We start from the raw sequence: 22,181 nt of genomic DNA, 5'->3' as shown, positions 1-22,181 counted from the left end.
AGGGCGGCCCACCGCCCGGCGAGCCATACCACTGCAGACCAAACAATGTATCCGCTGCTAGAAAACATCAACAGCCCCGCCGACCTGCGGCAGCTGTCCCGCAACCAGCTGCCGCAGCTGGCGCGCGAACTGCGCGAATTCCTGGTGGAAACGGTCAGCAAGACCGGCGGCCACTTCGCGTCCAATCTGGGCAGCATCGAGCTGACCGTCGCCCTGCATTACGTGTTCGACACGCCGCACGATCGCCTGGTCTGGGACGTCGGCCACCAGACCTACCCGCACAAGATCCTGACCGGCCGCCGCGAGCAGATGGGCAGCATGCGCCAGTACGGCGGCCTGGCCGGCTTCCCCAAGCGCGAAGAATCCGAATACGACACCTTCGGCGTCGGCCATTCGTCCACCTCGATCGGCGCCGCGCTGGGCATGGCGGTGGCGGCCAAGACGCTGGGCGTGGAGCGCAAGAGCGTGGCCATCATCGGCGACGGCGCGATGACCGCCGGCCAGGCCTTCGAGGCGCTGAACAACGCCGGCGCGATGGACACCGACCTGCTGGTGATCCTCAACGACAACGACATGTCGATCTCGCCCAATGTCGGCGCGCTGAACAACTACCTGGCCAAGCTGATGTCCGGCCGCTTCTACGCGGCGATGCGCGAAGGCTCCAGCAAGGTGCTGGGCATCGCCCCGCCTTTGAAGGAAATCGCCAGCAAGGTGGAAGAGCACGTCAAGGGCTTCTTCACCCCGGGCACGCTGTTCGAGGAATTCGGCTTCAACTACATCGGACCGATCGATGGCCATGATGTGGACGTGCTGGTGGACACGCTGAAGAACATCAAGAGCCTGAAAGGCCCGCAGTTCCTGCACATCGTCACCAAGAAAGGCCAGGGCTACAAGCTGGCCGAGAATGACCCGGTCAAATACCACGGCGTCACCAAGTTCGACCCTGCCAACGGCCTCGCCGGCGCCAAGAGCGGCGGCGGCAAACCGCAATACACCCAGGTGTTCGGCGACTGGCTGTGCGACATGGCCAAGCTGGACAAGCGCCTGGTCGGCATCACCCCGGCGATGCGCGAGGGCTCCGGCATGGTGCGCTTCGAGAAAGAGCACCCGGACCGCTACTACGACGTGGCCATCGCCGAGCAGCACGCGGTGACTTTCGCCGGCGGCATGGCCTGCGACGGCCTGAAGCCGGTGGTGGCGATCTACTCCACCTTCCTGCAGCGCGGCTACGACCAGTTGATCCACGACGTGGCGCTGCAGAACCTGCCGGTGATGTTCGCGCTGGACCGCGCCGGCCTGGTCGGCGCCGACGGCCCCACCCATGCCGGCGCCTTCGACCTCAGCTTCCTGCGCTGCATCCCCAATATGACGGTGATCGCGCCGTCGGACGAAAACGAGTGCCGCCAGCTGTTGTACACCGCCTTCCAGCTGGACAGCCCGACTGCCGTCCGCTACCCGCGCGGCACCGGCCCCGGCGTGGAAATCCAGCAGCAGATGGCAGCGCTGCCGGTCGGCAAGGGCGTGGTTCGCCGCCAGGGCGGCAAGATCGCCATCCTGGCCTTCGGCAGCATGGTGCGCCCCGCCCTCGCCGCCGCCGAAGCGCTGGACGCCACCGTCGCCGACATGCGCTTCGTCAAGCCGCTGGACATGGAGCTGGTGCGCACGCTGGCAGAAAGCCACGAGCTGATCGTCACCGTGGAGGAAAACGTGGTGATGGGCGGCGCCGGCTCCGCTTGCCTGGAAGCGATGCAGGAAATGTGGCTGAGCACGCCGGTGCTGCAGCTGGGCCTGCCCGACGACTATGTCGAGCACGGCGACCCGGCGCTGCTGCTGTCCAAATGCGGCCTGGACGCCGCCGGCATCGAGGCCAGCATCCGCCAGCGTCTGGCCGGCTGATGGCGTCTCTGCCGCTTCCCAGCCTGGAAACCCGGCTGCAATTGCATGCCGAAACGGCGCTGTCTCTGGCCTGCGCCGCTCTGCTCACTCTGCTGTGGCACGGCGCGGGCCTGCATGCGCTGCTGCCGCGCCAGGGCGAGCAATGGCTGGCCTGGGCGGTGTTCTTCTGGCCGCTGTGGCGCACCGTGCGGCACATCCTGCGGCGGCCGCGCCAACGCCAATTGGGCGACCTGATCGGCCTTTACGTCGGCCTGGTGCTGCAATTCGCCGTGGTGTACTACCTGTTCGCGCTGCTGCTGACCGGCGGCAGCGCCTTCCACGGCATGACGGCGCTGTACGACGGCCAGGGCGGCTTCCTGCCCGGCTTCTACGGCCACGCCGCCTTGCTGTTCCTCGATTGCTTCCACCTGTCCATCGCCACCGCCGCCACCGTCGGCTATGGCGACATGTACCCCACCTACTGGCCGGTGCGGCTGCTCGCCGACTTGCAGATCATCTTCACCAGCGCGCTGGTGATCATAGGCTTCGGCCGCCATTTCTCCGGCCAGGGTCCGCGCGGCGCCGGCAAGCAAGCCGACTGACGCCGCGCCGGCCCGGCGAAACCGACACCATCGCCGCCCGCGCCGCGCGCCCATGAAAAAGCGGCCGGACTTTTCAGTCAGGCCGCTCTTCAGACAAAGCGGGAAATCAACGCGCCGGAATGGCTTTCAGCACCGCCTGCAGCAACTGCCAGGCCTTGCCTACCGACTCCACTTCCACTCGCTCGCCCGGCGCGTGCGCGCCGCGGATGTTCGGGCCGAAGGACACCATGTCCAGATTCGGGTATTTGGCGCCCAGGATGCCGCATTCCAGGCCGGCGTGGATCACCTGCACCTCGGCTTCGCCGCCGAATTCCTGGCGGAACACGTCCTTGAACAAGGCCAGCAGCTTGGAGCCCGGATTCGGCGCCCAGCCCGGGTAGCCGCCTTCCATTTCCACCTTGAACGCGGCAAGCTTGAACAGGCTTTCCACTTCGCGCGCCAGCATCCAGGTGCCGGAATCCAGCAGGGAGCGCACCATCAGGTTGGCGAAAACCTTGCCGTCGGCCACGGTGACCACGCCCAGGTTGTTGGAGGTTTCCACCACGCCGTCCACGCGCTGGCTCATGCGCTTGACGCCATGCGGCGCCGCATGCAGCGCGGACAGAATGGCGGCTTGGTCGGCGCGAGCCAGCACGCCGGCAGCGGCGGCGGCTTCGGACAACACCGCCACGCCTTCGTCGACGCCAGCCAGTTCGAAACGCATCAGCGCCTGGAAGGCATCCAGCTTGGCCGCCACCTTGGCGGCGTCGGCGGCCGGATAGGCCACCACCGCGAAGGCCTCGCGCGACAGCGCGTTGCGGGCCGTGCCGCCCTTGAGCGTGGCCAGGCGCAGTTCGGTTTCCGCCTCCAATTCACGCAGCAGGCGGATCAGGATCTTGTTGGCGTTGCCGCGGCCCAGGTGGATGTCGGCGCCGGAGTGGCCGCCCTTCAGGCCTTTGATGGTCAGGCTCGCGGTCTGGAAGCCGGCCGGCACGGCCTCAACCGCGTATTCGCGGCTGACATTGACATCCACGCCGCCGGCGCAGCCCATGTAGAACTCGCCCCACTCTTCGGTATCGATATTGATCAGGTACTGGCCTTGCAGCAGGCCGGTCTCGAGGCCCAGCGCGCCGCCCATGCCGGCCTCTTCGTCCAGCGTCAGCAGCACTTCCACCGGGCCGTGGGCGACGTCGTCGCCGGACAGCACCGCCATGCCCAGCGCCACGCCGATGCCGTTGTCGGCGCCCAGCGTGGTGTTTTCGGCGATCAGCCAGCCATCTTTCAATACCGGGCGGATCGGGTCTTTGAAGAAGTCGTGCTCGGTGCCGCTATTGGCCTGGCACACCATGTCCAGGTGGCCTTGCAGCACCACGCCGGCGCGGTCTTCATAGCCCGGCGTGGCCGGCTTGCGGATGATCAGGTTGCCCACCTTGTCGACGACGGTTTCCAGGCCGCGCAGCTCCGCCCAGCCTTTCATGTAGTCGCGCACCTGTTCCTCGTGCTTGGACGGGCGCGGAATGTCGCACAGGGTTTGGAAGTGTTCCCAGACGGCTTTGGGTTCGAGTTGGGCGATATCGGTCACAACGCATTCCTTGATTCAGTTCGCGGCGCGCGGTCAGCCGCGTCGCCTGGCACAACATTCGCCATCGCGGCGAAAGCTGGAAAAATGATGAAACGCCGCTGCGCGGGGAGAAATCCCGGCCCGCCGACGGCGCTTGCTAATCCGTCACGTTAGCGGATGTGCAATGAAGAGAAAGCATACCCCGGCTTGTCTGGAATGGAAAGAATTCCAAGCAAAATCATGGCGGCAGCAGGCCATGCGATGCAGCAGCACCCATGCAGAAGGCATTAAACATGCGAAAATTGCATGGATACATGCAAGGTGGCCGCCAGCCCCCTCGAAGCTGGCAGCCGACCAGATGCAGCCCTTACAGGCTGAAATGCAAGGAGGAAACCAAGGCGCCGGGCAGCAGTTTGCTCTGGGTGGCGCGGCCGCCGTAGCTGCTGGCGTCCGCCAGCAATTCGCGCTCGGCGGTCAGCGCCTCCAGCTGCCCGCCCAACAGATCGAACAGGCTATCGTCGAAACGCATCACGCCCAGCGGCGCGACGATCTTGCCGCCCTCCACCCAGAAACAGGCGAAACGCGTCATGCCGGTGATGCGGCAAGCGGCCCGGTCGGAAAAGTTCAGGTACCACAGATTGGACAGGTACACCCCGGTGCCCAACGCTTCCAGCGCCTGCTGCTGCGGCAAGGCCCCCGCCTCCATCCGCAACGATTCCGCTATCTCATGCGCGCCGGCATTGGGCGCCAAGCCGAACTCGCCGGCGCTGCGCGGCCCGATCAGGCTGTTGCGGTGCGCGCCGCCGACGATCAGGCCCACCTGATCCGGCTTGATGAAGCCATCGCTCTGGAACATCGGCGCCAGGCCGGCCGCGGCATCCTCCGTCAACGTCACCAACGGCGACAGGCCGACTTCGCCGGCGGCCAGCTTCAACAAGGGGCTGCGCTTGGAACGCACCTCTTTTTCCGACAGGCCGCCCCAGTTGAGCATGGACAGCAGGCTGCCCAGCGCCGAAGGCGTGAAATAAGCGCGATAACGGCCCGGCTCCAGCGTCTTGGGCGGCAACTTCAGCCACTCCAGCTGCGCCGCCGCCTCGTCGATGGCGCCGCGCAGCCGGCCCGCGTCCCATTCGCCGCCGGCCATGCTGCGCTTCACGGCCTTGTCGCCAAACGCATGCAGGCTCCAGTCGAAATTCCAGCTGCCGCCCTGCTGCCAATTGAATTGGCCCAGATGATTGGCGAAGCCGAAGCTCATCTCGCCGGCGGCCAGGATGCCGACCAAGTCATGCCCGCGCGCGGCGGCCAGGATATCCTCCGCCATGGCCGCGCCGTCCGGCAGCGCCGCAGCGGACAGCCGTTCGCTGTCCTGCGGCTTGTCGTTCAGCAACAGGAAGGGATCATCCTCCACATCGTCCAGCGCCGCGCGCAAGGCCGGCAAGCTGCTCTCCAGCAAGGCCAGATCGTGGTCGTCGCCGGATAGCGACAGCTGCTGCGTGACCTGGCGGCTTCCCCGCAGCAGGCGCACATCCAGATACGCCTGCCGCACCGAGCCGGCCTGCCGCACCTTGCCATGGTTGAACCTGACGAAATCGGTGGACTCGGCCTCCAGCCACAGGGTAAAGCCCTCGCCCTCCCGCAGCTGCCGCTTCAGTTCGTTCGCCAATAATTTGAAATGCGCCCGCATCACGCCGCTCCTCCGAATACATCCACCTCGCCGAACACGCAGGCCGGCGAAGCGTGGCCCACTCTCACCACCTGGTTGGGCTCGCCCTTGCCGCAATAAGGCGTTCCCAGCACCGACAGCGTAGACTCGTCGCCCACCGCCCGCAGCGAGCGCCAGAAATTGGCGGAAATGCCGCGGTAATTGGGATTGCGCACCACACCCTTCAATTCGCCGTCTTCTATCAACTGGCCCCATTCGCAGCCGAACTGGAACTTGTTGCGCGAATCGTCGATCGACCAGCTGACATTGGTCTGCATCAGCACGCCGCGCTCCACGCCGGCCACCAGCTGTTCGAAAGTCTTGTCGCCGGGTTCGACATTGAGGTTGGCCATCCGGTCTATCGCCGGCCGGTTCCAGTTGCAGCCGCGGCTGTTCGCCACCCCGTCCAGCGCGATCTCCTCCAAGCCGGCCCGGGCCGAAGAGATGTCGCCGCCCAGCGGCCGCTCCAGCACGCCGTTCCGGATCAGCCACGTCTTGTCGGCGGCCTTGCCGTCGTCGTCCCAGCCATAGCTGGCCAATTCCTGGCGGCGCAGCGGATCGAAGGTGACGTTGAGCAGGTTGGAGCCGTACTGGTAATGGCCGAACATGTCCAGGGTGACGAAGCTGGTGCCGGCGTAATTGCGCTCGTCGCCCAGGATGCGGTCCAACTCCAGCGGATGGCCTATGCTTTCGTGAATCTGCAGCATCATCTGCTCCGGCATCAGCAGCAGGTCCATCTTGCCGCTCGGGCAATTGGGCGCATGCAGCAGCTGCAAGGCTTCGTCGGCGACGCGGCGGCCGGCGCCGGCCAGGCCGGCCTCCGCGATCAACGCCTCCTCCGCGCCCTGGCGCGCCATGCCGCCATACTGGCCGCCCAGGCTGCGCGTCTGCACTCGGCCGTCGGCGAAGGCCGTCACCGTCAACGACGGCGTCAGCATGCGGAAACGCTGCTCCGCCTCGCCGCCGCGCGACGTCAGGTAGAGCTGGCGGATGTCCTGCCGCACCAGGCCGGCCGACCAATCCACGATGCGCGCGTCCTCGCCCTTGGCCGCGGCAGATTCCTCCATCAGCAAACCCAGCAATTCAGCGCGGCGCCACGGAGCCTCGCTCTCGCTGCCCGGGCCGGCGTAGCGGCCGGACGGGCTGGGCAACTCGACTTGGCGGTAATCGAACACCCCGCAGCCGGCCGTGGCGCGGGCCCACGCCTTCGCCCGCGCGAAAGCGGCGCGCAGGCCCGCCTCGCTCAGGTCGGCGGTGGCCGCATAGCCATAGCCGCCGCCATCGATCACGACGATCATCGCGCCGCGGTCGTGGCTGCGGCTCAACGGCTGCTGCCGCCCCTGCCGGACATGCAGCCGTTCGCGGTCTTCCTCCACGTAGCGCAGCGAACAAAAATCCGCCTGCGGTTGCAGCGCCAGGAAGCGCTGCCGGATGGTTTCAAGCATGGGCAAAACTCCATGTGATGTCGGCCTGGGCCGCAATGTCAATGGCATTGATACTAATCAGCCGCATGTCCCGCTGTCCATACCTATTTCCATTGCCCAAGCGGCAGGCGCGCGCGTCCGCGCGGCCCGCCGCGTCCACGGCTACAAGCCCAGATCGCTCAAACCTGGATGGTCGTCCGGACGACGGCCCAGCGGCCAGAAGAACTGGCGCTCGGCTTGCGCAATCGGCATGTCGTTGATGCTGGCGTGGCGGTCGGTCATCAGGCCGTCGGCGCCGAAGGCCCAGTTCTCGTTGCCGTAACTGCGGTACCACTGGCCGGCGTCGTCATGCCATTCGTAGGCGAAGCGCACCGCGATGCGGTTGCCGTCGAATGCCCATAACTCCTTGATCAAACGGTAATCCAGCTCGCGTTTCCATTTGCGCGCCAGCAAGGCCTCGGCTTCGGCCCGGCCCTGAGGAAAGTCGACGCGGTTGCGCCAGCGGGTATCCACGCTGTAGGCCAGCGCCACCCGGGCCGGATCGCGGCTGTTCCAGCCATCTTCGGCCAGGCGGGCTTTCTCGATCGCAGTTTCGCGAGTGAACGGCGGCAGCGGCGGGCGGTTTTCCATGATGTTTCCTTTTCAGGTTAAGTAGACAGATTTGTCTACACGCAAACCAGTCTAGACTTAAGTAGACAACTCTGTCTACAATCACTTTCATGAAACCGAATCCATCCAGCGGCATCGCCGCGCTGCCGGCGCGGGAACGCATCCTCGCCACCGCGCACCGCTTGTTCTACCGCGAAGGCCTGCGCGCCACCGGCATAGACCGGCTCATCGCCGAATCCTGCGTCACCAAGGTGACGTTTTATCGCCACTTCCCCAGCAAGCACGACTTGATACAGGCCTACCTGGAACAACGCCACCAGCAATGGATGGCGGGCTTTCGCGCCGCGTTGGCGCGCCATGCCGCCGACGGCGCCATGGCGCTGGCCCAGGCGCTGCGGGAATGGTTCGCCTCCGACGACTTTCGCGGCTGCGCCTTCATCAACGGCGTCGGCGAAATGCCGGCCGAAGCGGAGCTGGCCGAGGCGGCGCGCCGGCACAAAAGCGAAATGCGCGATGCGATCGCCGCGCTGCTGCCGGCCCGCCCGGCCCCAGCCGGCTTGGCAGACATGCTGGCGCTGGCGGCCGACGGCGCCATCGTGCGCGCGCAGATCGACGGCCGGCCGGAAGCGGCGCTGGCGGCGCTGGAAGGCTTGATCATGAAACTGGCGGGGTGACGCGGGCGGCGGCGCCGTGATAGTTTCAAACGGAACGAAACGCCGGAGAACACTGCATGGAACACGCGCTGTATCGCCTGCTGGACGCGCAGCAGGTCCACTATCAACGCTTCGAGCATCCGCCGGTCTATACCTGCGAAGAGGCCGCGCGACTGATTCCAGACCTGCCCGGCGCGGAGTGCAAAAACCTGTTTTTATGCGACGCCAAGGGCCGCCGGCATTTTCTGGTGGCAGTGCCGGCCGCGGCCGGAGTGGACATCAAGGCCCTGGGCGAAACGCTGGACGCCAAAGGGCTGCGTTTCGCCTCGCCGGAAAGGCTGAAGCGCCACCTGGGGCTGGAGCCGGGATCGGTGACGCTGCTGGCGGCGGTCAACGACCGCGACGACGCGGTGCAGGTGGTGGTGGACGCCGAACTGTGGGCGGCGGAGGCCATCCTATGCCATCCGCTGGTGAATACCGCCACGCTCAGCGTGCCGGTGGCCGACCTGGAGCGGCTGTTGCGGCACTGCGGCCACCCGCCGCGGGTGTTGGCGGTGCCGCGGCGCGATAGCCGCTAGTCGGCCAAACCCAGCCGCTCCCGCAGCAGGGCCGAGGCCCATTCGACGAAAACCTGCACCCGCCGCGACAAATGGCGCCGGTGCGGATACAACACCGACACCGGCATCGCCGGCGGCGGCCAGTCGGCCAGCACCTCAACCAGCCGCCCGGCGGCCACATGCGGCGCCGCATCGTAGCGCGGCAACTGGATCAGGCCCAGCCCGGCCAGCGCGCAGGCCAGATAGGTTTCCACCTGGTTGACACTGATTTTGGCGCTCAGCGCCCTCTCCTGCCACTCGCCGTCGCGCTGCCACTCCCAGGCGAACACCTTGCCGCTGGACGGCGACGCGTAGTTCACCGCCTGGTGCCGCGCCAGATCGTCCGGGCTGCGCGGTTCGCCGAAACTCGCCAGGTAGGCCGGGCTGGCGTAATTGCCTTGCGCCAGCATGCCCACCCGCCGCGCCACCAGCCGCGACTCGCCAAGCTGCCCCACCCGGATCACGCAATCCACCCCTTCCTGAATCAGGTCCACCGGGCGGTCGGTGACGCCCAGCTCCAGCTGGATGTCGGGGTACTGGCGGAAAAACTCCGGCAACGCCGGCGCCAGCACCTGGCGGCCTATCGGCCCCGGCACGTCTATGCGCAGCTTGCCGCGCGGATTGGCCCCCTGCTGGCTGAACAAGGCCTCGATTTCCTCGAAATCGGCCAGCAGCTGCTGGCAGCGTTCGTAGAAGCCGCTGCCGTCCAGCGTCAATTGCACCCGGCGCGTGGTCCGGTGCAAAAGCCGCACGCCCAGCTGCGCCTCCAGTTGCTGCACCGCGCTGGACACCGTGGCGCGCGGCAACTGCATCTGCTGCGCGGCCTTGGTGAAGCCGCCGGCGTCCACCACGGTGGCGAATACCTGCATCGCCTGAATCCGGTCCATGCCTGCTCCAATTAGATCGACTTTATGGATAGTGTAATCAAAATCATCATATTTATCAGGAGATATCCAAACAATACACTGCGAAGCGTCAACACCCGCCGCGACATGCGGCACAGCCAACGGAGCAGCAAACATGAGCCAATCCCACTTCGCAGGAAAAGTCGCGCTGGCAGTCGGCGCATCGCGCAATATGGGCCGCGCCTTCGCCGAGGCGCTGGCCGCCGACGGCGCCGCCGTCGCCATCCACTACAACAGCGCCGGCTCCCGCGCCGGCGCGGAAGAAGCCGCCGCCCAGATCCTTGCCGCCGGCGGCCAGGCTTTCGCCGTGCAGGCCGACATCACCAAGATCGCGGAAGTGCGCCGCCTGTTCGACGCGGTGGAAGCGCGCTTCGGCCATCTGGACATCCTGATCAACACCGCCGGCATGATGGTGAAAAAGCCGGTCACCGAGGTCAGCGAGGAAGAGTTCGACGCCATCTTCGCCCTGAATACCAAGGCAGCCTTCTTCTGCCTGCAGGAAGCCGGCCGCCGCCTGCGCGACAACGGCCGCATCCTCAGCATCGGCACCTCGCTCTTGGCCGCCACCACCGGCTACTACGGCGTCTACGCCGGCAGCAAGGCGCCGCTGGAGGACTTCACCCGCGCGCTGGCCAAGGAAGTGGGCCAGCGCGGCATCACCGTCAACGTGGTGGCGCCCGGCCCGATGGACACCGAATTCTTCTACGCGGTGGAAACCCCGGAAACCGTGGCCTACCTGAAGCGCGCAAGCATCAACGGCGAGCTGGGCCAGGTGGCGGACCTGGTGCCGCTGGTCAAGCATCTGGTTTCCCCGGAAAACCGCTGGACCACCGCCCAAACCCTGTTCATCAACGGCGGCTTCGTCTCGCGCTGAACCCGGCAGCCTGCGCCGCGAACCGCCCGTCCCGGGCGGTTTTTTCTTGCGCGGCCCCGCATCGGCCAGCCTCGCGCAGCCGAGCCGCCGCCCGCATCGCGCAAACATCATTTTGCGTGACTTGCCAGACTCGGCGATGTTCTGCATGATGGCTGATTCGTTGTCGATACCACAGAAGCCAGCATGTCCGATATTCTCAACACCATCATCGCCACCAAGCATGAGGAAATCGCCGCGGCGCAAAGCGGCCGCCCGCTCGCCAGCGTGCGCGCCGACGCCGAATCCCGCGGCGACCGCCGCGACTTCGTCGCCGCCATCCGCGCCAAGCATGCGCTGGGCAAGGCCGCCGTGATCGCCGAAATCAAGAAGGCCAGCCCGAGCAAGGGCGTGATCCGCCCCGACTTCGACCCGGCCGCCATCGCCGCCAGCTACGCCAAGCACGGCGCGGCCTGCCTGTCGGTGCTGACCGACCGCCAGTATTTCCAGGGCGACGCGAGCTTCCTGGAAGCCGCCCGCGCCGCCTGCCACCTGCCGGCGCTGCGCAAGGACTTCATCGTCGACGAATACCAGATCTACGAAGCCCGCGCGATGGGCGCCGACTGCATCCTGCTGATCGCCGCCGCGCTGGAGCTGCCGCAGATGCAGGCATTCGAGGCGCTGGCCGACGAGCTGGGCATGGCGGTGCTGGCCGAAGTGCACAACGAGGCGGAGCTGGATGCCGCGCTGCAGCTGAAGACCGAGCTGATAGGCGTCAACAACCGCAATCTGCGCAGCTTCGAAGTGAGCCTGGCCACCACGCTCAAACTGCTGCCGCGCATCGACAACGGCCGCATCGCCGTCACCGAGAGCGGCATCGCCGGCGTCGACGACGTGCGCCTGATGCGCAGCAGCGGCGTGCACAGCTTCCTGGTGGGCGAAGCCTTCATGCGCGAAGCCGAGCCCGGCGAGGCGCTGGCGCGGCTGTTCAGCCAGCAGCCCTGATGCGAACGGGCGCCTGACGGCGCCCGCTGCTTTCCTTCCTTATCCTGCTTTCCGCTATCTGGCCGGCGAGAAAGCCCCCAGCCGCAAGGCTTCCTGCTGGCTGAAGCGCTGCGCCTGCAGCTGGCTGACCGCCTGCTGGCGCTGCTGATCGCTCAGTTGGCCGTTTTGCAGAATGGCCGCCCGCTCGCGATTGAAATCGGCCACCCGCTGCTGCCAGGCGGCCTCCTCCTTGTCCAGCGACGCCAGCCGGTCGGCAGCGGCCTGTCCCACCATGCCGGCCCGCAGCGCGTACAGTTCCTGCTCGCCGCCGCCCCGCTTGCGCAATTCGGCTTCGGCCTCCGCCAGCTGCAGATGCTTGACCGGCTCTTCACGCGCCGCGCGCAAGGCCGGCGGCAGCTGCTGCTCCAGCAGCGCGATCTGCCGCTGCTTTTCCGCCGCGCTCAAGGCCGAATTGGCCAGAATGGCCAGCCGCTTGGCGGTGAAAGCGTCGTAACGGTCCTCATCGCCGAACAAACCCTCCACTTCCGCCTGCGAGAAGAAGTACTGCAGCCGCAGCGACTGCGCCCGCGCCAGCCGCTGCGCCAGGTCGCTGCTCGCCGCCACCGCCATCCCCGCCAGCGACTGGCGGTAAGCGACGTAGCGGTCGAACAGCGCCATCGCCTGCTTCAAGGCGCCGGCGGACAAGGTGCGCTGCAGATAGGCGCGCAGCTCGGCGCGGATCGCCGGCAGCTCGCGCTCGCCCAACGCGGCCAGATAGTAGTCGAACAGGCGGCGCAGCTCCTGATTGACCTGCAGCGCGCCGTCGGCCGCAGCCTTGACCGCGCCATCCGGCCGCGTGCCGCGCAGGGACGGCGCGAAACCGCCGTCCTTGCCGGCCTGCGCCGAGGCAGGAGCGGTTTTCTGCGCCTGCGGCCAGGCCTGCCAAACCAGCAGGCCGGCGCAGACGCCCGTCAAGCCAAGCAACAGACGGGCCTTGCGCATCTTACAAGCCCGCGTTCTTCAGGCGGTTGGCCTGCTGGCGGTACAGGCTGACCGGGCTGACTTCGAACAGGCTGACCAGGCCGAAGCTCTGGTTGATTTCGTTGACGTGGTTCATCTTGTAGTCGTCGCGGATCACCTGCCCCAGGTGCGCGGAGCACACCGCCACCAGGCCGTCGGAGGCAGTGGAGCCGAAAGCCAGGCCCAACACGCCCATCGGGATGGTCAGCGGATCCAGCACATTGGTGGTGGTGGCCGCGCCGGTCCACGAGTAGTACTGCACGCCGTTGACCTGGTAGTCGCCTTCGCCGCAAGCCGAGCGCGGCACGCCGGCCGGAAACTTGGCGTTGAAGGCCAGCGAGCCGGCGGTGGTCAGCGAGTTCAACGCGGCAATCGGCTGCTGCGGCAGGTCGCTGGTGCCGGAGAAGAAGGCGATCACCTTGGCCAAAGCGCCGGCGATGGCGGCGGCCACCGCTTCGGAAACCGTGCCCGCAGGCGCCGCGCCGCGCACGATGTCGGCCACGGTGGAGCCCTTGTTGACGCCGCCTATGGTGGTGACCGAAGCCACCAGGTCCGGCCGCACGCCGGCCACGTAGCGCGCGGTGGGCGCGCCCTGGCTGTGGCCGATCAGGTTGACCTTCTGCGCGCCGGTGATGGCCAGGATCTTCTGCACCTGCTGCAGCAATTGCTCGCCGCGGGCCTCGTTGCTGTCGGTGGCGGAAACCTCGGCCACGTATACCTGGGCGCCGTCAGCCTTCAACGCGGCCGGCACCTGGTAGAAATAATCCACCCCCAGCATCTGGCCAAAGCCGAACAGGCCATGCACCAGCACGATGGGATAGCGGGTTTGGGTGTAGCCGGAGGAAGCGAAGGCCGATGCGAACGGCAACATGAGCAAGGCGAGGACGAATGCGCTGCGCGACAACAGGTGTTTCATTTTCTCTCCCGAATTATTCGTATGATTTCAGGCGCCGAATGGCGCCTATATCGAGATAGGCCATGACAAATGCAAAATCCAGCAATGGTTCAAACGTTTGTCCAACAAAAAGCAAACAACTGGCCACTATGCCAGCTCCGACTGGCCGGACGACTGGCCGCGCTAGCCATCCAGCCCCCCGCCCAGCGCCTGGTACAGCGCCGCCATGTTCTCCGCCTCGGCCAGGCTGGCGCCGATCCACTGCTGGCGCGCCGCCTGCGCCATCCGCTGCGCCTCCAGCAGGCTCAGATAGCCGTCCAGCCCCTGCCGATAACGCGCTTCCGCCAGCCGCAACGAGGTTTCCGCGCTGGCGAGCGTCGCCTGCCGCGCCTGTTTTTCCTCGGCCAGCGCCTGGCGCTGGCTCAAGGCGTCGGCCACTTCGCGAAACCCGCTTTGCAGGGCTTTCTCGTAAGCGGCCAGCGCCGCCAGCCGCTGCGCTTCCGCCTGATCCGCGCCGGCCCTGGCCGCGCCGCCATCCAATAATGGCAGGCTGGCATCCAGCGCCAGGCTCAAGGCCCGCGCAGGCGCGTTCAGCAGACCGGCCAGCGTCACGCCGCTGAATCCTGAGCTGGCGCTAAGCCCCAGCTTGGGCCACAAGCCGGCCCGCGCGGCGTCTACATCCGCATGGGCGGCCCGCAGCAGATTTTCCGCCTGGCGGACGTCCGGTCGGCGCAGCAAGGCATCGGCCGGCGCGTCCACCGGCAGCGCCGCCAGCGTGTAAGGCTTGTCCTCCAGCGCCGCCGGCAGCCTCGCCTCGCCAAGCTCCGCGCCGACCAGCAATTGCAACGCCAGCCTGTCCCGCTCCGCTAGCCCTTGGTAACGGGCGACATCGGCCCGCGCCTGTTGCGCCACGGTATTCATCGCGCTGACGTCCAGCGCCGAAGCCGCGCCCAGGCGCAGCCGCTCGCGCGTCAGAGCGAGCGAGCGCTCGGCGCTTTGCTGCGTCGCCCGCGCCGCAGCCAGCTGGCTGCGGTCGGCGGCCAAGGTCAAATAAGCATTGGCGGTTTCCGCGATCAGGCTGACCCGCGCCGCCTGCGCGCCGGACTCGCTGGCCAGGTAACGCCGCCACTGCGCATCGCTCAGGCTTTTCACGCGGCCAAACAAATCCAGCTCGAACGCGCTGACACCCACTCCGGCGCTGACACCGCGGCTGTCAGCCGCCAGCGACGGATCGCCGCCGCGAGTGAGCTGGCGGTTGGCGTTGCCCTGCAGCTGCACGGTCGGCAGCCGCGCCGCGTCCTGCACCCGATACTGCGCCCGCGCCGCCTGCACATTGGCGACCGCTGCGCGCAAATCGCGGTTATTCGCCAGCGCCTGGGCGATGGTTGCGCGCAGGCCCTCGTCGACGAAGAAGCGCCGCCAGGCCACATCGGCCTGTCCGCCCTCCGCGCCCTCCGCGCCCTCCGCGCCCGCCGCCGGCCAATGCGCCGGCACCGGCGCGGCGGGCCGTTGGTAATCCGGCTGCGGCGCGGCGCAAGCGGCCAGGCCTACGCAAACCAGCAAAATGGGGATTGGTTTCATCCGCGCGCCTCCGCCATTTTCAAACGCCGCTGCGCGACTTGCCCCGCCAGGCCGCGTATCAGCAGATGCGCCAGCGGCACGAAGAACAGCGTCAGCAGCGTGGCGGATACCACGCCGCCCAGCACCGCCGCGCCGATCGCGTTCTGGCTGCCGGCGCCCGGCCCGCCGGCCCAGACCAGCGGCGCGACGCCGACGCCGAAGGCCAGCGAGGTCATCAGGATAGGCCGCAGGCGCTGGCGGGCGGCGGCCAGCGCCGCGCTCAGCGCATCGTCGCCGCGCCGTATCGCCGCCTCGGCGAACTCGATGATCAGGATGGCGTTCTTGGCCGACAGGCCTATCGTCGTCAGCAGACCCACCTGGAAATAGATGTCGTTGGCCAGGCCGCGCGCCATCACCGCCAGCACCGCGCCCAGCACGCCCAGCGGAATCGCCGTCATGGCGGCGCAGGGCACCAGCCAGCTTTCGTACAGCGCCGCCAGGCACAGGAAGACGAACAATATCGACACCGCGTACAGCAGCGGCGTCTGGCCGCTGGACAACCGATCCTGATAAGACAGGCCGCTCCACTCGTACTGCGTGCCCGGCAGCTTGCCGGCCACGGCCTCCACCGCCTTCATCGCCTCGCCGGAGCTGACGCCGGCGGCGGCCGAGCCCGACAGCGGCAGCGCCGGCAAACCGTTGTAGCGGTTCAGCTGTGCCGGGCCGTATTCCCAACGCGCGCGGGCGAAGGCGGAAAACGGCGTCATCGTGCCGTCCGCGCCGCGGACGAACCACAGGCCTAGATCTTCGGGCTTGGAACGATACGGCGCGTCGGCCTGCATCATCACCTTCTTCACCCGGCCTCTATCGATGAAATCATTGATGTAGCGCCCGCCCCAGGCGGCGCCCAGCGTGTCGGCGACATTGGCCGGGTCCAGCCCCAGCGCGGCGGCCTTGCTCTGGTCCACATCCAGCCGCAGCTGCGGCTTGTCGTCGGCTGCGCCGGAGCGCACCGCGCTGAGCCTGTCGTCGCCCTGCGCGGCCTTCAGCAATTGGTCGCGCGCTTTGGCCAGGCCCTCGCGCCCCATGCCGGACGCGTCCTGCAGCCAGAACTCGAAACCATTGGTCTGACCCAGGCCCCCGATGGGCGGCAGCACCATGCCGAACACCTCGGCGTCCCGCGCTGAGGCCAGCGCGGTGGTGGCGCGGTCGGCTATCGCCTGGGCGCTGCTCTCCCGGCCGCGCCGCTGCGACCAGTCCTTCAGCGCGACGAAGGCCATGCCGGCGTTCTGACCGGAGCCGCCGAAGCTGAAGCCGGACAACATGTACACCGACTCGACATTGGCCTTCTCGGTCTCCAGGAAATGCTGCTCCACTGCGCGCGCCACCTTGTCGGCGCGCTCGTGAGTGGCCCCGGTGGGCAGCGTGAACTGCACCATCACCGTGCCCTGGTCCTCGTCCGGGATGAAGGCCGTCGGCAGCCGCGGATACAGCGCCGCCAGGCCAGCCGCCAGCGCCAGATAAACCATGCCGCCGCGCATGGGACGGCGCAGCCAGCTTGGCAGCCAGCGGCCGGCGTAGGCGGACTGCAAATGATTGAAGCGGCGCTCGAACGCCGCCAGCGGGCCGCGTTCGGACGGCGCATGCGGCCGAAGCAGCGTCGCGCACAGCGCCGGCGTCAAGGTCAGCGCCGTCAACACCGACAAGGCCATCGCCGCGACGATGGTGATGGAGAACTGGCGGTAGATGACGCCGACCGAGCCGCCGAAGAAGGCCATAGGCAGAAACACCGCCCCCAGCACCAGGCCGATGCCGACTAGCGCGCCGCCGATCTCGCTCATCGAGCAAATGGTGGCCGCGCGCGCGTCCAGCCCCTCCTCGCTCATCACCCGCTCGACGTTTTCCACCACCACGATGGCGTCGTCGACCAACAGGCCGATGGCCAGCACTATGCCGAACAAGGTCAGCGTGTTGATGCCGAAGCCGGCCGCCGACAGCATGCCGAACGTGCCCAACAGCACCACCGGCACCGTCAGCGCCGGAATCAGCGTCGCGCGCCAGTTGCGCAAAAAGACGTACATCACCAGCACCACCAGCGCCACCGCCTCCAGCAGCGTCTCCATCACCGCGCGTATCGACAGCCGGACGAAGTGGGTGGTGTCCTCCGGATAGGCGACGCGGATGCCCGGCGGGAAGTTTCGCTCCAGCTCGGCGACGCGCGCCTTCACCGCCTCGGCGGTGGCCAGCGCGTTGGAGCCCGGCGCCAGCATCACCGCCAGGCCGGAAGCCGGATGGCCGTTCAGCCGCGAGCTGCTGCTGTAATCCTCCTGCCCCAGCTCCACCCGCGCCACGTCGCCCAGCCGCACCGCGCCGCCGTCCGGCAGCGCCTTGAGCACGATCTCGCGAAACTGCTCAGGCGTGGACAAGCGCGACCAGGCGGTGACCATCGCGTTGAGCTGCTGGCCCGGCGGCGACGGCAAAGCGCCCAGCTCGCCGACCGAGACCTCGGTGTTCTGCTTGGAGATGGCGGCGCTGACATCGGACGGAATCAGGCCGTAGCTGTTCAGCTTGTGCGGGTCCAGCCACACCCGCATCGCGTACGGCGCGCCAAAGGCCCGCACCGAGCCGACGCCGTCCACCCGGCTCAGCGGGTCTTGCACATTGCTGGCCAGCCAGTCGGCGATGTCGGTGTCGCTACGCTTGCCGCTGACATCATAAAAGGAGGCGATCAGCAGGAAGTCGCCCTGCATCTTCTGCACCGACAAGCCATTCTGCTGCACCTGCTGCGGCAGCCGCGCCAACATCTGGCTGACCTTGTTCTGCACCTGCACCTGAGCGGTGTCGGCGTTGGCGCCCTGGCGGAAGGTGAGCATGATCTCGGCCTGGCCGGACGAGGAGCTGGTAGAGCTGAAATACATCAGATTGTCCAGGCCCTTCAGCTCCTGCTCCAGCACCTGGATCACGCTGGTCTCCACCACCTGGGCGGACGCGCCGGGGTAGCTGGCGCTGACCATCACCGTGGGCGGGGCGATGTCCGGATATTGCGACACCGGCAGCGCGCGCAAGGCGAACAGGCCGGCCAACATGATGACGATGGCCAGCACCCAGGCGAAAACCGGGCGGCCTATGAAGAAACGCGCCAGCATCGCTCAACTCCTCCCGGCCAGGGCCGGCAAGGCCACCGGCGTCGCCGCCTCGCCCGGACGGGCGCGCTGCAGGCCGTCGACGATCAACCGGTCGCCGGCCTTCAGACCCGTCGTCACCAGCCAGTAAGCGCCGTGGGTGCCTTCCGTCGTCAACAGCCGCTGCTCCACCTTGTCGCCGGCGCCCAGCACCAGCGCGGTGGCTCGGCCCTTGTCGTCGCGCGCCACCCCCTGCTGCGGCGCCAATACCGCCTGGCGGCGCACGCCCTGCTCCAGCTCGGCGCGCACATACATGCCGGGCAGCAGCAGCCCCTCGGGGTTGGGGAATTCGGCGCGCAGCGTCACCGCGCCGGAGACGCGGTCCACGTTCAACTCGGTGAAACGTAGCTTGCCGGGATGCCGGTACGGCACGCCGTCCTCCAGCGTCAGCCTGGCGGCCGAGCCGGCGGGCTCAAGCTCGCCGTCGGCCTGACGGCGCTTGAATGCCAGCAAATCCTGGCTGGACTGGACGATGTCCACGTACATCGGGTCCAGCTGCTGGATGGTGGCCAGAGTCGCGCTCTGGCCTGAAGTGACCAGCGCGCCCTCGCTGACGGCGGAGCGGCCGATGCGGCCGGAAATCGGCGCCAGCACGCGGGTGCGGGACAGCTCCACCCTGGCCGCCGCCACCGCCGCCTCGCCGGACTTCGCCGCCGCCAGGCCCTTGCGGTAGTCTGCGTCCGCCTCCTCGCGCTCCTGGCGGCTGACGCCGTCTATCTTGGCCAATTCGGCATAGCGTTCGGCGCGCCCCTTCAGGCTGCCCAGCGCGGCGCGGGCGGACGCCAGCGTCGCCTCCGCCTGCTGCAAGGCAGCCTGGTAGCCGGCCGGGTCGATCTGGTACAGCAGGTCGCCGGCCTTGACCAGGCTGCCCTCGGTGAAATGGCGCTTCAGCACGATGCCGTTGACCTGCGGCCGGACCTCGGCGCTGCGGTAGGCGACGGTGCGGCCAGCCAATTCAGCCCTTACCGCCACATCCTTGGCCTCCAGTTTCACCACGCCCACCTCGGGCGGCTTGCCCGCCTCCGGCGCTGGCTCCTTCCCTCCGCAGCCGGCCAAGCCCGCCGCCATCGCAACAACCGTCAATATCCGCATATTCCCGTGCATTCCGGCCGCGAAAACGGGAACCATCAAGCCCCGGAAAATGCGCGCGCGGACGCATGCGGTCTTCGGCGATTGGACTTGGCGGCTCCCGCTTCGGGCTCAATCGAGTCCAGAAACCGAACGGCGGACAAGCCGGGCGCAGCGCCCGCGCCCATCCGCCGCTCGCAAGAGCTTGCAGGCAAATTCCCGGATTTGAGACGGGAATTTTGGCATCGGCGACAATGTTAATGATAATACTTATCACTTGCAATAAAATCGCCGGACGCTATCGAATGCAAAGGAAACACTCCATGCCGCTCCCCTACGCCACGCGCCGCGGCGCGCTGCGCCTGGCCGCCGCAGCCGGCCTCGCCGCGCTGCTCGGCGCTTGCAACGCCCCCGCCGAATCCGACAAGGCGGCCGCCGCCTCCGCCGGCTGGCCGCGCACGCTGGACACGCCCAAGGGCAAGGTGACGCTGGACAAGATGCCGCAGCGCATCGTCTCCACCAGCGTGACGCTGACCGGCACCCTGCTCGCCATCCACGCGCCGGTGGTCGCCAGCGGCGCCAGCGCCGCCCATTCCAAGGTGACGGATGATCAGGGCTTCTTCACCCAGTGGAGCGCGGTGGCCAAGCAACGCGGCGTGACGCCGCTGTATCAGGGCGAACCCAACGCCGAGGCCATCATCGCCGCCCAGCCGGACCTGATCGTGATGGCCGGCACCGGCGGCGACTCCGCGCTGAAGCTGTACGAGCAATTGAGCCAGATGGCCCCGACCCTGGTGGTGAATTACGACGACAAGAGCTGGCAGGAACTGGCGGCGCTGCTGGGCCAGGCCACGGGCCGCGAGGCCGATGCCCGCGCCGCCATCGCCGGCTTCGACGCCGAAGCGGCCCAGCTGAAGGCAGCGTTAAAGCTGCCGCCGCAGCCGACGGCAGCGTTGGTCTATTACGAGGACGGCTCCGGCGCCAATCTGTGGACGCCGCAATCGGCGCAGGGCAAGCTGCTGCAGTCGCTGGGATTTGAGCTGGCCACCGCGCCGGACAGCGTCAAAGGCAATACCAGCATGGGCGTGCGGCACGACATCATCCAGCTGACCGGCGAAAAGTTCGCCGACGGCCTGCAAGGCAAATCGATGATCCTGTTCAATGCCGACCAGGACCAGGTGCCGCAGGTGCTGGCCAATCCCTTCCTGGCCGGCAATCCGGCGGTGAAGGCCAAGCAGGTGTACGCCGCCGGGCTGGACACCTTCCGGCTGGACTACTACAGCGCGCGCAATCTGCTGGCGCGGCTGCGCAAGCAGTTCGGCTGAAAACCACCCGAGCGGCGGCAATAAAAAAGCGGACCGAGGTCCGCTTTTTTTCATATTCCACGCATCACACTCAAGACCCCGCAGCCTGCTCCGCCGGCTCGCCTTCGGCCTGCTCCGGCTTGCCGCCGGAAAGGCGGCGCAAGGAACCAAAGCCCACGCACATCAGCAAACCCGCCGCGGCCGCGCCGGCGCCGAACCAGGCCACCGCCAGCAGCGGCGCCAAGGCCCGCGCCAGCGCGCCCAGACCCAGCGCGCCCAGGCTGTCGCCCACCACGTCCTGCGCGTTCCACAGGCTGTTGACGCGGCCCAGCAGGTGGTCCGGCGTCTGGCCCTGCACCAGCGTGAACTGCAGCAGCGAGGCGATGGAGCCCAGATAACCCAGCACTACCAGCGCCGCCAGGCCGTAAGCCAGGTGGGTGAAAGCGCCCAAGGATGCGATGGCCAGCGACGAGGCCGTCACGCAAGCCAGCATCATCGCGCCGGGACGGCTGAGGCCGCCAACCCAGCCGCTGGTGAAGGCGCCCAGCATCGCGCCCAGCGGCACCGCAGAATACATCAGCCCCACTTCGAACGCGCCGCCGCCGTAGCCATCCTCGGCGAGCGACGGGTACAACACCCGCACCGCGCTCAGCAGCGTCTGCAGCGTGCCCACCGCCACCACCGCGCCGACCACCTTGTTCTGCCACAGGAATTCAAAGCCTTCCCTCAAGGAGCGCAACGGGTGCGACGGTTCGGCGTTTTGCGGCTTCAGCGACGGCAGCCGCGTCAGCGGAATCAGCGTGGCCAAGGTGCCGATGCCGGCCAGCAGGTAGTTCCAGTTGACGCCGGCGGCGGTGATGATCACCCCGCCCAGGAGCGGCGACAGCACTGCGCCGAAGCGCACGGTCAGCATGCTCAGCGCGCCGGCTGCCGGCAGGTTCTCGCGGCCGACGATCACCGGAATGGACGCCATCAGCGAGGTGATGCCGATGCCGCTGAAGAAGCCGTCCCAAGTGGACACCACATACAGCGCCGTCACCGACGGGTTGGTCATGAAACCGTTCAGGGCCAGCGCCAGGAAGCCCAGGCCGCAAGAAGTCCGGCCCAGCAGGATCAAGCGGCGGCGGTCCATGCGGTCGGCCAGCACGCCGCCGCACATCAGGCCGGCGAACATGCCGATGCCGTCCAGCGCCATCGCCGCGCCCACCTGCAGCGTGGAGCCGGTGAGCTGATGGATCTGCACCGGCACCGCCACCATCAGGATGCCGAAGGCGAACACCGAGATCATCCGGGCGATGAAGATGGAGCGGAAATGCGGGTTAAGCCTGAGCAGGCTGAAATCGACGAAGATGGGCGATTTTTTCATGTTCTCAACGCAGTGGTTCGATCAAGAGCGGCATGCGCGCCGCGGG

The 22,181-nt window shown here is 67.5% G+C and carries 18 protein-coding genes; 7 read left to right on the top strand and 11 right to left on the bottom strand.

The features are described from left to right. Window positions 1–45: 45 nt before the first annotated feature. The gene (gene dxs, locus MY55_RS16345) at window positions 46–1,896 is read left to right on the top strand and encodes a 1-deoxy-D-xylulose-5-phosphate synthase (protein ID WP_043573734.1); all 1,851 of its coding nucleotides are present in this window, start codon (window positions 46–48) and stop codon (window positions 1,894–1,896) included. After that, the gene (locus MY55_RS16340) at window positions 1,896–2,477 is read left to right on the top strand and encodes a potassium channel family protein (protein ID WP_043573732.1); all 582 of its coding nucleotides are present in this window, start codon (window positions 1,896–1,898) and stop codon (window positions 2,475–2,477) included. Before dxs ends, MY55_RS16340 begins: the two co-directional genes overlap by 1 nt. Window positions 2,478–2,583: 106 nt before the next feature. On the opposite strand, the gene MY55_RS16335 is transcribed toward MY55_RS16340, so the two are convergent. The 4 genes from MY55_RS16335 to MY55_RS16320 all read right to left on the bottom strand — a co-directional run bounded on the left by MY55_RS16335 (window position 2,584) and on the right by MY55_RS16320 (window position 7,773). After that, on the bottom strand, window positions 2,584–4,038 hold the full coding sequence (locus tag MY55_RS16335; protein WP_065202723.1) for an aminoacyl-histidine dipeptidase: 1,455 nt from the start codon (window positions 4,036–4,038) through the stop codon (window positions 2,584–2,586). 346 nt (window positions 4,039–4,384) lie between these two features. Further along, window positions 4,385–5,701, bottom strand: coding sequence for a metallopeptidase TldD-related protein (locus tag MY55_RS16330; RefSeq protein ID WP_047243973.1), 1,317 nt, complete (start codon window positions 5,699–5,701; stop codon window positions 4,385–4,387). Beyond that, window positions 5,701–7,164: a TldD/PmbA family protein gene (locus MY55_RS16325; protein ID WP_065202722.1), complete on the bottom strand. Its 1,464-nt coding sequence runs from the start codon at window positions 7,162–7,164 to the stop codon at window positions 5,701–5,703. The genes MY55_RS16330 and MY55_RS16325 overlap by 1 nt, the downstream gene beginning before the upstream one ends. 141 nt (window positions 7,165–7,305) lie before the next feature. After that, a complete protein-coding gene (locus MY55_RS16320) occupies window positions 7,306–7,773 on the bottom strand; it encodes a nuclear transport factor 2 family protein (protein WP_065202721.1) in 468 nt (155 codons plus the stop codon). A gap of 89 nt (window positions 7,774–7,862) precedes the next feature. Between MY55_RS16320 and MY55_RS16315 the strand changes: the two genes are divergently transcribed. Together MY55_RS16315 and MY55_RS16310 are read left to right on the top strand one after the other, a co-directional pair. Next, the gene (locus tag MY55_RS16315) at window positions 7,863–8,426 is read left to right on the top strand and encodes a TetR/AcrR family transcriptional regulator (RefSeq protein ID WP_065202720.1); all 564 of its coding nucleotides are present in this window, start codon (window positions 7,863–7,865) and stop codon (window positions 8,424–8,426) included. Window positions 8,427–8,482: 56 nt separating this feature from the next. Then, window positions 8,483–8,983 carry a prolyl-tRNA synthetase associated domain-containing protein gene (locus tag MY55_RS16310; protein ID WP_047236759.1) on the top strand — a complete coding sequence of 167 codons (501 nt, stop codon included), beginning with the start codon at window positions 8,483–8,485 and terminating at the stop codon, window positions 8,981–8,983. Here MY55_RS16310 and MY55_RS16305 read toward each other — a convergent pair. Beyond that, window positions 8,980–9,888 (bottom strand): LysR family transcriptional regulator, encoded by a 909-nt coding sequence (locus MY55_RS16305; RefSeq protein WP_065202719.1) that lies wholly within the window; start codon window positions 9,886–9,888, stop codon window positions 8,980–8,982. The genes MY55_RS16310 and MY55_RS16305 overlap by 4 nt on opposite strands. 133 nt (window positions 9,889–10,021) lie before the next feature. Between MY55_RS16305 and MY55_RS16300 the strand changes: the two genes are divergently transcribed. Together MY55_RS16300 and trpC are read left to right on the top strand one after the other, a co-directional pair. Beyond that, window positions 10,022–10,780 carry an SDR family oxidoreductase gene (locus MY55_RS16300; RefSeq protein ID WP_065202718.1) on the top strand — a complete coding sequence of 253 codons (759 nt, stop codon included), beginning with the start codon at window positions 10,022–10,024 and terminating at the stop codon, window positions 10,778–10,780. Between the two features lie 183 nt (window positions 10,781–10,963). Then, entirely contained in the window at window positions 10,964–11,761 is a 798-nt protein-coding gene (trpC, locus tag MY55_RS16295) for an indole-3-glycerol phosphate synthase TrpC (RefSeq protein ID WP_043573715.1), read from the top strand. 54 nt (window positions 11,762–11,815) lie between these two features. On the opposite strand, the gene MY55_RS16290 is transcribed toward trpC, so the two are convergent. From MY55_RS16290 to MY55_RS16270, 5 genes are all read right to left on the bottom strand, one after another. After that, entirely contained in the window at window positions 11,816–12,742 is a 927-nt protein-coding gene (locus MY55_RS16290) for a lipase secretion chaperone (RefSeq protein ID WP_065202717.1), read from the bottom strand. A 1-nt stretch (window position 12,743) separates the two neighbouring features. Next, entirely contained in the window at window positions 12,744–13,676 is a 933-nt protein-coding gene (locus MY55_RS16285; protein ID WP_043573712.1) for an esterase/lipase family protein, read from the bottom strand. A gap of 162 nt (window positions 13,677–13,838) precedes the next feature. Further along, on the bottom strand, window positions 13,839–15,236 hold the full coding sequence (locus MY55_RS16280) for an efflux transporter outer membrane subunit (RefSeq protein ID WP_065202716.1): 1,398 nt from the start codon (window positions 15,234–15,236) through the stop codon (window positions 13,839–13,841). After that, window positions 15,233–18,361 (bottom strand): efflux RND transporter permease subunit, encoded by a 3,129-nt coding sequence (locus MY55_RS16275; RefSeq protein WP_065202715.1) that lies wholly within the window; start codon window positions 18,359–18,361, stop codon window positions 15,233–15,235. The genes MY55_RS16280 and MY55_RS16275 overlap by 4 nt, the downstream gene beginning before the upstream one ends. Window positions 18,362–18,364: 3 nt before the next feature. Then, window positions 18,365–19,489 (bottom strand): efflux RND transporter periplasmic adaptor subunit, encoded by a 1,125-nt coding sequence (locus tag MY55_RS16270; RefSeq protein ID WP_230623343.1) that lies wholly within the window; start codon window positions 19,487–19,489, stop codon window positions 18,365–18,367. A gap of 299 nt (window positions 19,490–19,788) precedes the next feature. On the opposite strand from MY55_RS16270, the gene fepB reads away from it, so the two are divergent. Beyond that, the gene (fepB, locus tag MY55_RS16265; RefSeq protein WP_043573703.1) at window positions 19,789–20,790 is read left to right on the top strand and encodes a Fe2+-enterobactin ABC transporter substrate-binding protein; all 1,002 of its coding nucleotides are present in this window, start codon (window positions 19,789–19,791) and stop codon (window positions 20,788–20,790) included. A 70-nt stretch (window positions 20,791–20,860) separates the two neighbouring features. Here the strand turns inward: fepB and entS are convergent, their stop codons facing one another. Beyond that, complete coding sequence (gene entS, locus MY55_RS16260) at window positions 20,861–22,135, bottom strand: enterobactin transporter EntS (protein ID WP_065202714.1); 1,275 nt, start codon at window positions 22,133–22,135, stop codon at window positions 20,861–20,863. Window positions 22,136–22,181: the final 46 nt, after the last annotated feature.

The sequence above is a fragment of the Chromobacterium subtsugae genome (assembly GCF_001676875.1).
Classification (GTDB): Bacteria; Pseudomonadota; Gammaproteobacteria; order Burkholderiales; family Chromobacteriaceae; genus Chromobacterium; species Chromobacterium subtsugae.
The sequence above is the reverse complement of the archived record's forward strand: the minus strand, read 5'-3'. Positions and strand labels throughout refer to the sequence as shown.